At 53.1% G+C, this 12680-nt stretch carries 12 protein-coding genes; all 12 read right to left on the reverse strand.

What is annotated here, in order from left to right:
* Nucleotide 1 precedes the first annotated feature (1 nt).
* Nucleotides 2-1222 carry a glycosyltransferase family 4 protein gene (locus AC0YNU_RS03110; RefSeq protein WP_475753007.1) on the reverse strand — a complete coding sequence of 407 codons (1221 nt, stop codon included), beginning with the start codon at nucleotides 1220-1222 and terminating at the stop codon, nucleotides 2-4.
* Nucleotides 1219-2529 carry an O-antigen ligase family protein gene (locus AC0YNU_RS03115; RefSeq protein WP_475753009.1) on the reverse strand — a complete coding sequence of 437 codons (1311 nt, stop codon included), beginning with the start codon at nucleotides 2527-2529 and terminating at the stop codon, nucleotides 1219-1221. Before AC0YNU_RS03115 ends, AC0YNU_RS03110 begins: the two co-directional genes overlap by 4 nt.
* 32 nt (nucleotides 2530-2561) lie before the next feature.
* Nucleotides 2562-3818: a glycosyltransferase family 4 protein gene (locus AC0YNU_RS03120; protein WP_475753011.1), complete on the reverse strand. Its 1257-nt coding sequence runs from the start codon at nucleotides 3816-3818 to the stop codon at nucleotides 2562-2564.
* A 20-nt stretch (nucleotides 3819-3838) separates the two neighbouring features.
* Entirely contained in the window at nucleotides 3839-4495 is a 657-nt protein-coding gene (locus AC0YNU_RS03125; protein ID WP_475753949.1) for a sugar transferase, read from the reverse strand.
* Between the two features lie 19 nt (nucleotides 4496-4514).
* On the reverse strand, nucleotides 4515-5414 hold the full coding sequence (gene galU, locus AC0YNU_RS03130; protein WP_475753013.1) for a UTP--glucose-1-phosphate uridylyltransferase GalU: 900 nt from the start codon (nucleotides 5412-5414) through the stop codon (nucleotides 4515-4517).
* A gap of 267 nt (nucleotides 5415-5681) precedes the next feature.
* Nucleotides 5682-6329, reverse strand: a complete 648-nt coding sequence (locus AC0YNU_RS03135) for a CpsD/CapB family tyrosine-protein kinase (protein WP_475753015.1) — start codon at nucleotides 6327-6329, stop codon at nucleotides 5682-5684.
* A complete protein-coding gene (locus tag AC0YNU_RS03140) occupies nucleotides 6310-7059 on the reverse strand; it encodes a YveK family protein (protein WP_475753017.1) in 750 nt (249 codons plus the stop codon). The genes AC0YNU_RS03135 and AC0YNU_RS03140 overlap by 20 nt, the downstream gene beginning before the upstream one ends.
* A 274-nt stretch (nucleotides 7060-7333) precedes the next feature.
* Nucleotides 7334-8002 (reverse strand): response regulator, encoded by a 669-nt coding sequence (locus AC0YNU_RS03145; RefSeq protein WP_475753019.1) that lies wholly within the window; start codon nucleotides 8000-8002, stop codon nucleotides 7334-7336.
* A gap of 5 nt (nucleotides 8003-8007) precedes the next feature.
* Entirely contained in the window at nucleotides 8008-8706 is a 699-nt protein-coding gene (locus tag AC0YNU_RS03150; protein ID WP_475753021.1) for a sensor histidine kinase, read from the reverse strand.
* 740 nt (nucleotides 8707-9446) lie between these two features.
* Nucleotides 9447-9992: an acyltransferase gene (locus tag AC0YNU_RS03155; protein WP_475753023.1), complete on the reverse strand. Its 546-nt coding sequence runs from the start codon at nucleotides 9990-9992 to the stop codon at nucleotides 9447-9449.
* A 354-nt stretch (nucleotides 9993-10346) separates the two neighbouring features.
* Complete coding sequence (lplT, locus tag AC0YNU_RS03160; protein WP_475753025.1) at nucleotides 10347-11561, reverse strand: lysophospholipid transporter LplT; 1215 nt, start codon at nucleotides 11559-11561, stop codon at nucleotides 10347-10349.
* 178 nt (nucleotides 11562-11739) lie between these two features.
* A complete protein-coding gene (locus AC0YNU_RS03165; protein ID WP_475753027.1) occupies nucleotides 11740-12651 on the reverse strand; it encodes a helix-turn-helix transcriptional regulator in 912 nt (303 codons plus the stop codon).
* Between the last annotated feature and the right edge of the window lie 29 nt (nucleotides 12652-12680).

Genomic DNA, 12680 nt, shown 5'->3' on the forward strand with positions numbered 1-12680 from the left:
TTCACGACCTCCCGTCAACGGCGGTCAAGGCATATGCGGGGCTGCCCAATTTCGTCATGCGCGCGTAGAGATCCAGGTGCTTATCCAGCAGCGATCCCTTCGTAAACCCGCTGCAATGCTTCAGGCATTCCGCTTGGATGCGTCTCTTCTCTTCGCCGGGCAAGCCGTGGAACGCCACGATTTTTTCCTTGATCGCATCCGCGCTCCCCGGTTTGAAGAGGAAGTCGGCCGGGTTCCAGACGGCGTCCGGTATGCCTCCGACGGCCGAAGCGTAGACGGGCGTGCCTACTTGATACGATTCGATGATGACCCGCCCGAACGGCTCCTCCCAGATGGAAGGTACGAACGTGACGTCGGCCTTCGCCATGAAGCTTCGCGCTTCCTTCGGCGTGACCTTGCCGGTGAACAGGAAACGGTCGTCGCTGCCGCAAAGCTCCGTCAGCTTCTGCCGGAAGCCTCCATCACCGCAAATGATGACGTGTTCCACCATCTCGCGCGGGAGCGACTGCACCGCTTCGACCAATTCGCGGACGCCCTTCTCGGGCTCGATTCTTCCGAAATAGCCGATGCGAAGCGGCTTGCGGTCGAACTCCTTGTCCGCGCCGGCGATATCGCCGTCCACGACGTTCGAAATGACCAGCTTGGCCGCGTTTGGAAAGAGCCCGTCATCCGTATGGCGTTTCAGGATGTGCGAAGAGATGCCGACGACCGCGGACACCCGCTTGCTGACGCCGCGGGAGCTCCACTGATACATCCGCGCCAGCGCCGGGTTTCCGATCGGGGAGCTGACCGGCGAGAGCAGCGAATAATCCCGGAGCGTATGCACGATCGGCACGCCCGGTTTCGCGGCCGTCCAAATCGCGGCGCCGAACCCTGACAAGTTCTGGGTGTGGATCAGATCCGGTTCGATCCGCGCCAGCAGCTGGCGAACGGCGCGAATCTGCATCGGATTGTACAGGTCGATAAGGCGCCGGCCCGTTTTCTTCAGCGTCCCGGCGTTGTTGCCCTCCCCGATCCAGTACAGATTGTTGTAAGGCAGGCGGTGAACGGTTACCCCGTTAATGAACTCCGACTCCACGCCGGCGCTTCGCCCTTGCGGACCGACCGTCAGCACGTGGACTTCCGCCGCCGAAGCGAGCGTCTCCGCCAGGATTTGGGTCGATATTTCGGCGCCGCCGATAATATGCGGCGTATAAAGACTGTTTACGATGACGATTTTCATGCGATCCGTTTCATTCCCTTCATGCGCTGCGTATCCATTCCAACTTCCCGTACGGCCGGCAATCCATCGAAGAAGCCGCCGCGGATGAACCCGATTAACAGCCAATAGTTCACGAAGGAATAGGAATCGAAATTCATGACGAGCGATACGCACAGCGCAAAAGCGAATTTGGCGTACGGATTCGCTCCGGCGCTTCGCAGCACCGATCCCATAAAGCCGATGAGCAGAATGGCGCCGATCAATCCTTCCTCGGCGAATACTTTGGCCAGCAGGTTCCGCGATGTCGCCATTTCGGGACGATTGAATACGAGATCGGACACTTCCTTGAATGCGAGTCCATCGCTGAAATGCTTGAGCAAGAGACTTGCGAAATCCTTGTAGTAGAAGCCGCCTCCCACGCCGAAGATCGGGTGGTGGGCGAACTCAATGAACCCGATGGCCGGGAAAAAGACGCGGATGAAGAACGAGTTGTCCGCCTTGACCATATGGCTGAAATTAAATTGAAACCGGTCCGTGAAATAGCCGCTGACATGCAGCGCTTCAAGCAGGAACGGCACGCCGATCGCGACGACGAGCACGCATACGCCGAGCACCAGCAGCATTTTCCCGCGGTTCTTGCTCGTAATGAGCACGTAGATCAGCAGCGCCGTAAGAATGACGCTGTACGCGTATGCCGAGAACGACAACACGACGAGCACTGCGGTGCCGATCAAGAGCGGCAGCTGCCGGCGGTACCCCTGCTTGAACAGGAACAGCATCAGGAGTCCGCCGCTGAGCATGTGGATGGCCGCCCATGAAGGCTCGCCCGACAGCATTTGAATCCGTCCCTTGTACACCTTCTCCGAGAAAAGCCCGGTGAACGCTCCCGAGAATCCGCTGTGGACGACCAACGCGTCCAGCAATTGCAGGAAACCCGCGGCGATCGGCGGCACGAAGGCGACCAGCACGCTTTTGGCGATCCAGCCGATAAGCGCGGGATCCTCTTTGGTCTGCTGCGCAATATACACCGACGTTCGGTACATCGATAAGCCGAATACCAGCGTTATCACATGCTTGAAGCTGCTTCCCACGTCCTCGTAGCCGATGGATACGGCCAGCGAGTGTCCGGCGCTGTACATCGCGAAGGCGAGCAGGAAGAAGTCGCCCGTCTTGAACCGGTAGTCGGTAAAGAGCAGCAGGAACGACGCGGCGAACATCGAAAACATCGATAGCGGACGATAGACCGAAAAGTGGAAATACGGCAAACTGTCGTACGAGAGCAGCGCGACCGAGAAGAGGAACAACGCGATAATGAGCTTTCTAACCATGGCTGCTTTCGCCGGCGTCGCTTTAAAGGTGGTTAGGATAGAATCAGCTCCATGTTCTTGAGCGTAGCGGAACTGCTGAAATGGCTGGCCACATAACGGACCGAATTTCGCGACACTTTGTTGTTAATCTCTACGTTGTTCAAGAGCAGCATCACGTTGCGTACGATCTCCTCGTCCGACTCGCAGACGAACAAGTCCTCTCCATGACTCGCGTCGATGCCTTCGATGCCGATCTGATTGGTCACGACCGGAACGCCCCAGGACATGGCCTCGACGATCTTCGTCTTAATGCCCGTCCCGAACAGCATCGGCGCGATCATCATCGCCGAATCGCCTACGATCCGCTTCATGTCGTCCACTTCCCCGGTCACGGTGACGCCGGGATGCGTCTCTTGCAGGCGCAGCACCTCGGCGGTCGGATTTTTCCCGACGATGTAGAAGGTCGTATCCGGCGCCTGCCTTTTGATGGTCGGCCATACCTTTTCGCAGAAATAAGCGACGGCGGAGCTGTTGTGCGGGATATCCATCTTCCCGACGAATACCAGTTTGTTGCGGTCGTAACGCCGCGGCCCGATATTCGCGCGTTGATCCGTTTCGAACTTCATCGGAATGCCGTAGCAGGATTCGTGACGCGTGAGCTTCTGGAAGCTTTCCGCTTCGACCGGCGAGGTGAAGACGAGATGATGGAAGCGTGCCGCCACCCGCCTTTCGTACTTGGCAAGCAGCCTGCTTTCGAAATTAATCAGCCATTTCTGAATGAACTTCAGATCCGCCAGCTTTTTCAAACCGCCGGGCAGTTTGTTCGCGAAGCCTCCGAATACCGACGGAATGTATTGAAACCATTCGAGCTGCCGCTGGTAGCGCAGCGACAACAGATCGTCGTAGCTGAGCACCTTGCGGCCTTGTTCGTCCGACAAATATTCCGCGACCCGCACCATGTCGTATAATAGAAATTCCGGCTGTTCGGCCTTGATGATGGCTTTCACTTTCCGGTGCGTTTTGCGGGAATAATAGACGGATACCTGAAGCGGCCATTTTCTGAGGAGCAGCGAATACAGCGCGACATTGAACAATTTCTCGGCCAATCCCGGCAGCTCGAGACATTCCAGCCGATCGATTTCGTCCGGCCGATCCTTCAGGTATTTGACATCGTCCACGAAGGATAAGTTGATGAGTTCGCTGTCGGGATAAATCTCCTTCATTTGCCGAATGTACTGCAGAAGCATATTTTTACGTCCGTCCGTATTCGGAAAGGGAAACCGGTTCGTAATAAACATGATTTTTTTCATTGCAATCCCCGTCCCTTCCGTTAAAAAGCATCCTTCGCCCCGATGAGGAGCTTGAATGTTTTGAAGATGATCTTTAGATCCCCCGCAATGCTTCTGTTCTGGATATACTCCAAATCAAGCTCGACCATTTGCTTGAAACTAAGCGCATTGCGCCCGCTCACTTGCCAGAGGCCCGTGCAGCCCGACGTTACGGTCAAGCGAAGTTTGTCGTATTCCGAATATTCCGCCACTTCTCTGCGCAGCGGCGGCCTTGGTCCGACCAGCGACATGTCGCCGATCAACACATTGATCAGCTGCGGCAGCTCGTCGATGCTCGTTTTCCGGATGAATTTCCCGACTCGCGTGATGCGCGGATCGTCCTTCATTTTGAACATCGCGCCTTCAATCTCGTTTTGGCTGATCAAGTCTTTCAGCTTCTCTTCCGCGTTCGATACCATGGAGCGGAATTTGAACATTCGGAACGGCTTCTCGTCTTTGCCTATTCGGGTCTGGTAGAAGAATACCGATCCTTTCGGATCTTCCAGCTTGATCAGCAGCGCGATGAGCATGAACAGCGGCAGCAGAAACACGATTCCCAGCAGCGCGCCGGCAATATCGAGCATCCGCTTGACCACGATATACGAACTCAAACCGCCGTCCTTCGCCAGTTCGCGCCGAATCGAATCGTATTCCGACATCTTCATGACCGTCTCCTGATCATAGTGCTGGACCATTGTATCCACTCACTTTCTCTCGTTCCAGGATGCTTTCAAGCGCCTTGACGAGGGTGTACTTGAGCTCGTTGTTACGCAGGGCGAATTCGATCGTCGTCGTGATGAAGCCGAGCTTCTCGCCGACGTCGTAGCGAATGCCTTCGAAATCGTACGCATAGACGCCTAAGTCTTCGTTCAATTTCTGTATCGCGTCGGTCAGCTGAATTTCGCCGCCCGATCCGGTCTCGTGCCTGCCTAAATATTCGAATATTTCCGGGGTCAGCACATAGCGGCCCATGATTGCCAAATTCGACGGTTCTTGTCCTTTCGGGGGCTTCTCCACGAAACGATTCACTTTATAGAGACGTTCGAATTTCTCGAGCGGGTCCACGATGCCGTATCGGTCCGTCTGTTCGGAACTGACGGTTTGCACGCCGATGACCGATTTGCCCGTGATTTCGTATTGCTCGATAAGCTGTCTCGTACAAGGAACGTCGGACTGGACGATATCGTCGCCGAGCAGCACCGCAAACGGTTCGTCGCCGATAAAATTCCGCGCGCACCATACGGCATGCCCGAGCCCCTTCGCTTCTTTCTGACGGATATAGTGAAGCTCAACGTTCGAGGATTGCTGGACCTTCTTCAGAATTTCCAGCTTCCCTTTCTCCTCCAACGATTGCTCCAGCTCAAAGGCGATGTCAAAGTGATCTTCGATTGCCCGTTTCCCTTTGCCCGTGACGACGATAATGTCTTCGATGCCGGATGCGATCGCTTCTTCCACGATGTACTGAATGGTCGGCTTGTCGACGATAGGAAGCATTTCTTTCGGCATTGCTTTGGTTGCGGGCAGGAATCGCGTTCCGAGTCCAGCCGCGGGAATAATCGCTTTTCTCACTTTTTTCATATGATTTCACCCTATCCGTTTTTTTCTTTCTATCTGTCTGTCTGTTCATGATGCTAAAAATACGAGCTATGTTTTCTCCATTACGAGTAAACATAGCTCGTATTTTTAGATAAATCATGGAGCAGCGGGCATCTAACCCATCCTCTCATCACACCATTGACGATGAACGTCTAAGGCCGATTGACCCACAGCATGACCGAGTGCCTCCGGTGATAGAGGAGCAGGAGACATTTCCTTATTGCGGGCATGAGCTGGATTTGGCGCCGATCAGGTGCGGCCGACTTGATTCAATACCGCGCCGATGATCTTTGCATGGCCATAATCCAAAGACGCTTTCGCCTTTAATGCCATTTCGTTTTTTAATTTTCCGGCTTTCATGACCAGCACGACGCCGTCGCTCTTGCTGGCTACGACCAGCGCTTCCGAGAACGCGTTGACTGACGGCGTATCGATAATGACGATGTCGAACCGTTCCTTCGACGATTCCAGCAGCTTCGTCATGAACGCCGAATCCAGCAGTTCCGCCGGATTCGGGGGAATGGGTCCGGCCGGAATCACCTTGAGATTCTCGATGTTCGTCGGTTTGACGATATCGTCGAGCTCGTATCGCTCGGCGAGCGCCGTGCTCAATCCTTGCGCATTGGACAGACCGAAGATTTCATGTTGGGCGGGCTTCCGCATATTCGCGTCAATGACCAGGACCTGTCTGTTTGCCTGAGCGTAGGTCACCGCGATATTGGCCGCAACCGTGCTTTTGCCTTCCTCGGGCAAGGCGGAAGTAATCGCGATGGTTTTCAATGCTTCGCCCCGACTCGAGAATTCGATATGGGTCCGCAGGCCGCGATAAGCTTCCGAAACCGTCGAAGCCGGGTGCGTCTCCGCAATTAGACTCCGTTTAAGAATCGAGCGTGACATCTCTTCCACCTCCCAGACTCGTCATTTTCGAGCGCTTGTGCCGATCGGCCAGATCGCGTTTCTTCACTTTGGGAATCGCCGCCAATGCGGTAATGCCCAGCAGCTCCGCGATTTCCTCTTCACTCTTCACCGTGTTGTTGAGTTGGTCGAGGATGAAGGCAATGCCGACTCCGACCATCGTCGAGAGGATGAACGCGACGATGACGTTCGTCGTCGGATGCGGCGATACCGGCAACCGCTGCTTCGTCGTATCGGCCCAGTTCAGGACGGACACGTTGTCGAGCTTCATAAGCGTCTTCACTTCCTGCTGAAACACTTTCGAAGCGGCATTCGCCATGTTCGCTGCCCGTTCGTAAGATCCGTCCCTGGCGGATATGGACATGATCTGCGTTTCATTGACGGCGTTGACGCTGATTTTAGCGATGAGTTCTTCGGCGGAGGCGTGCAAATCAGGATATTGAACCGCTACTTTCGCCATGATGCGAGGCGTCCGGATGATTTCTTTGTAAGTTTTGATGAGCATAATGTCAGAGCTGATGGATCCGACATCGGCAGTCGTGCTCTTCGGGTTCGACTGCAAACTGCTGACGATCAGCTCGGCGGAGGCCTCGTATTGCGGTCGCAGGAGATGGGTCGAGTAGTAGCCGACCGCCGTGCAGCTGACAACCGTGATCAGAGCGATCATCCAGAGCCTTTTTCGAATAAAACTCCAATATCGTAGCAATTCCAAGCTGTTTCCTCCGATACCGATTTCGTTCATTGAGGAATGAACAAAACTATTTTTTCTGAATATTCTGACTTATGTTGGTAATTCTCTTGCCCGTTTCAGCACGTTTATGCTTTTTCCGCAAGTCGTTCTACAGGTTCCATTCCGCAAAATTCAACAAGTCTCTTGGTTCTATTTCATTCTATAGCTACGAAGCCTTACAAGACTATTACGCGCCAGGATGATTTTATTTCTACTCCGGTCGTACGCCGTCCGGGCACTAACGGACCACCCTTTGTTACACTTTAGTAGCAGTAGCGCCCAGATTCTCCTCCTCGCGATCGTCCGGCGGCGTATATGCCGCCATACCGCGCGACTGCGCATAGAGGGCAGCTTGGGTACGGTCGTTCAGGTTCAATTTTTGGAAGATGCGGCTGACATGCTTCTTGACCGTAAACTCGCTGATCATCAGCTTCTTCGCCATGGCGCCGTTGGACAAACCTTCGCCGAGCGAGATCAATACTTCTCTCTCCTTCGGCGTGAGCTTCTCGAGCGGATCGTCCGCTTCCTTCCGGATCAGCACTTCCATGAGCCCTTGATCGAAGTATTTGCGGCCGCGGTCGACCATTTTGATCGCGAGCAAGAGCTCCTCGGGCATCGAATCCTTGAGCACGTACCCGTCGGCACCGCTCTCCTCGGCCCTGCGCACATCGAATTCCGCCGCGGACGAGGTGAGCATAATGAAACGGCATCCCGTATGCCCGAAGCTTTCCACCAATTCAAATCCGGTTCGGTCTCCGAGCCGGATATCGACGATCGCCAGATCGGGCTTCGTCTTGTCGATAATTTGCATCGCATCTTCGACCGATTCCGATACGCCGACAACTTCGATTTCTTCTTCGTTTGCAAGTACGGCAATGAGCCCTTTACGGACCAATGGATGATCGTCAACTATAACGACTTTCATGCTTATCACCCGCTTTTCGTAGTTTGAGTTGTTAGTTCTTCATTCGTGCCGGCCGCGTCGGACAGCGGCAGCCATAGAAGGATTCGGGTTCCGATTCCTTCCTTGCTTTCGATTTCGAAGGTGCCGCCAAGGGATACGGCAAGCGCATGCATATTACATAACCCGAATCCGGGTCCGGTCTTGTTCAGTTTGGATCTGACGTCGAAGCCGCTTCCGTCGTCCTCGATCGAGAGTTTGACGGCGCCCTGCTTCATGGTCAAATCCACGCGAACGCATTTACTGGCGCCATGACGGATCGCATTGCCCACGCCTTCAAGAATGATGCGATACAATGCTTTTTGGTGGTTGATGGACAGGAGACCGCCGGACTGCGGGGCATGGAAAAGGATTTGGATGCCGTTGAGCTTGGCCTGGTTGGCTAATTGCGATTTGACGATCCCGATCCAAGTGCCATTGCCGTTCTTGGACGCGCTAAGGCAGTTAATCGTGGCGCGCAACTCGCCGGAAGCCGTCGAGGCCGCTCCCTGGATTTCCTTCAGCTGCTCAAGCTTTTGCTGGTCGGTCATATCTTTCCAATCGTTCGACATGGAATGAATCGCATAAATGATACCGAACAAATGCTGGGAAACGCGATCGTGAAGCTCTTCGGCGATCCGGTTGCGCTCCTCGATAAGAAGCCGTTTTGATTCGATCTGAATTGCCATCGTGATCATCACCTTTCTTGCCGTTTATTCAACACAGAATTCCGGTTGTACAATCAGCACGCCAGTGACCATGCCCTCTCCGAGACGACCAGCGTCTCACTTGCGAAGTATGAGAGAACCCTAATGTTCTCGCCATATATCCTCAAATTCGGACAATTCGTTATATTCCCAACATACCTTGTAGAAATTGACATGGACATACTACAGGAGTACCGAATTTATTCATCGAACATCCACACATGAACAGTGACCTTAGACTCAATTACCATGAATGAACTTTGTCGATTGATCTCTTTTTTGCATGCAAGGGGAGCTTCCGCGGAGCCGAAGCGAGAAATTGCCGAAGTGCTGGCTGTGAAAGAAAATTATAATAATTGAAACCGTTTTCATAAATTCCTTTTTTCGCCGTTACGGGATGTGTCGGACCGCAGGCCTCATTACCCATGCGGAATCCCGATTTCATGGGCGTTTGCAGAGGCGTCGAACGAAAGCGGTCGGTGCCGGAAAATTGTTACGTACACAATTTGGACACATATTTTGGATTCGACAACCATTAGAACCTTATATTGTAATTGAATTTTATACCATTATTTACTGAAAGAACCAATCGTTACTCAGAATGCGGTATCTGCTATGGTCCTTTTGCGCAACAACTAGGGGGTACAATGAGATTTATGAGAGAAAAAACGCCGGCTCACGTCCAAACGAGAGCCGGCGTTTTCATCTACATCCGAAGTCTTCTACTGCCTGATCCATCCCGTCGGAATATCGAGCTCCCGGATGACTCTTGCCGGCGTTCCGGCGACGAGCACATTTCGGGGCACGTCTTTGTTCACGATGCTGCCTGCGGCGACGACGGAATTCTCGCCGATGGTCACGCCCGGCAGAATCGTGCACCGCGTGCCGATCCAGACGTTGTTGCGAATGATGATCGGTTTGCCGGCGCCTTGACTGTCGCTCGCATCCAATTGATGATATGTACTGTCCAGAATGCTCGTGCGGGGACCGATTTTGACATCGTCTCCGATGGTCACGCGCTGGCGAGCCGCGATGCCGACCCCCGCGTTAATGAACGTTCGGTCGCCGATTTCCAGTAATGCGCCTTTATCCACGGTTAGCTGCGTTGCCCAGGGCCGGCCAACGAACCTTACCCGTTTCCCCATTCGAATGGTCCCCGCTTTGTTTACGTAGAGCTTCCCTTTAATCCAAGGAAGATCCCTTAGCAAGTGGCTGCCTTTTCCAAATCGGATTAACCATTTGAGCTTCCTGATCGTGTTGACGAACATGATGATTGCCCTCCATTTGCAGTTTGAGATTCGGCATCCAATTACCCGAGCTCGTACCGGTTTGAACCATTCGACTAGCTTATGTTTCCGTAAAGCAGCAAAATAGCCTCTCATTTTTTGCCGCGGCCGCGGCAAAATGAGAGGCTACTTTATATGATCTTAGTAGAAGTTTTAGTGAAATTTTATAATAGGTTTACGAAAACGCAAGATACGACTCACTCCGCAGTCTCAAATACCACGTAAAAGCTTGCTCCGTCTTCGAATATCCCCTACTTTTGGATAAGGATTTTCCCGCTTTTTCCGATCTCCGGACATGCCCGCAAACGTGTTTCTTCTATAATAAGTGTCGCTTTGCTAGGAAGCCTGCTTGCGTCCGGCGTTGCGCTTGCGCCGTCCTCCCGTAATGCTCGGCAGCTGCGTCGCCAGAAACAGGATAAACAGCAGCAGCACGAGACCGATTCCGATCACGGAGCCATTCACGGAGACGTTCATTTGGCTGAGCGTCAAATAGATGGTCAGTCCGGATACCGTGAGAATGTTCTCGCTGAAATTTTGCACGGCGATCGTTTTGCCTGAGCCGATCGTCGATTTCCCTTCCTCCTGAAGCATCGTGTTCAGCGGTATGACGAAGATGCCGCCGAAGATGCCGATCAGGAACAGCAGGATGATCGTCAGCCACAGCTCGTAAGTGACGGTGGCCAGCATGACCGATGCGACCATGAACAGTCCGTAAAAGAATGCCCGGTGCAGCTTGCCGGCAGGAACCAGCTTTGGCGTCAGGAACGCGCTGAAGACGACGCCGATCGCCGTAATGCCGATCATCATGGACTGCTGATCCGTATCCGTAATGCCCAGATTCAGCGGCAGCCATGCGATCAGCGCAATGCGAAGCACCGCAGCGGTCAGCCAGAAGGAACCCGTGCCGATGAGCGAGAATCTTGCCCGCGGATTGCGAAACATCGTCCCGAAATCACGCAGGAATTGCATCGCTTCCCTCCCGTAACGCAGACTGGCATTGCCCGCCCTTGCCGGTATGAGGAGCGACATGAATAAGGACAGGAGGTAGACGCCAAGACAAGTCAGCACGGCCGGCAAATCGGAATTTTGCGCCAGGAAGCCGCCCGCGACGGTACCGAGCAGAATCGCCAATATCGTCGAACCCTCTACCTTCGCGTTGGCTCGAAGCAGCTCGTCTTCCGTATTCGTCAGCTCCGTCAGAATGCCGTATTTGCCCGGCGAATAGACGACCGCGCCGATGCCCACGAACACGAAACAAAGCGCAGGCGGCAGTCCGAACAGCAGGAGCGCGATGCCGATCGCTTTCAAGACATTGCCGAGCAGCAGCACGTTCGACTTCGCTTTCTTGTCCGCGAACGCGCCTACGATCGGCGCCAGCACGACGTATGCGGCAAGGAACGCGATCTGAATATAATTGACCGCGATATCCGGGTTGTCCACGCCTTGTCGCTTCACCATGCCGACGATCAAGAAAAAATTCAAATTATCCGCGAATGCGCCCAGAAACTGCGTGAACACAACCGTATTCAGCGGAGACAACCAACGTTTCATTTTCAAGCTCCTTCCCTATGTACCCGATGTACCATCCGCAATCATGACCTCCCCATCATACCTCAAAACGGCCGTGCGCTAAAAGAGCGATTCGCGTCAATTGCTTGAACGCGAGGTCTAGGATCGGTTATCGGGGACTACCGGAATTTGTCTATAAACCTTGCCGTAAGCTCTCCATTCAAGCATATCTATCCATCATTTCACTTAAAAACGTTCGGAATTCTTCCACGAACGGTCTCGGCTCTACGACCTTTAGATTCGTGCCGAAGCTTGCCAAGAATTGAAATCCCGTATTGTTTTGAGGGACATGAATGGTTGCCGATACAAATTCAGCGTTGTCGTTTTCAATGCTCTGTCGGCCGTACCTCTCAATGATCTGATCTTGTATGCTCGGCGAAATCAATGCCTGAATAGCGACAAGCTGCGGACGATAATCGGCTTCGCGTTCTTGTTCTGCTGCAAAATCTCTAGGGACGAATGTTTTTTCATCCGAATGAAGGTTATCGATTCGAGCTAGTTTAAACGTTCTGTATCCCATGCGCTGCAGACAAAATCCTTTCAGGTACCAACTCGTTTCGCTAAAATGAAGCTGATACGGCTCGACGATCCTAGTTGTCGCCATGCCGTTTTTATCCATGTAATCAAATGAAACCAACCTTTGCTTGACGATCGATTCTTGGCATGTCTTCAAGGTTTCAAGCAGCTCTGACCGTCCTTTCCATTCATAAAAGGAAAGTCGAATGGATCTATCCGGAGACGTCGGGCTAACCATCGCCTCTATTTTTCTTATTGTCGTTTCAACTTTGTCGCTCCATAGAATTTGTTCCAGTCCGCCGAGCGCTGCTAGTATATTCTCTAGATCGGAGCTGCTTAATAGACGTTTATCGACCTTGTATTCTTCCATAATGCCGTATCCGCCATTAACGCCGTGAGTCGCATAGATCGGGATGTTCGACAAGCACAGTGTTTCCATATCGCGCAGAATCGTTCGTTTAGAAACGTTGAATAATTGCGCGAATTCGCTAGTTGAAACGATATTTTTTCTCAGCAAAATCATGATGATCGAAATCAGCCTCTCGACTTTGTCCATAGTTCCCCCTCTTATTTCTCTGCCTCGTC

The sequence above is a fragment of the Paenibacillus sp. J31P316 genome (assembly GCF_056269105.1).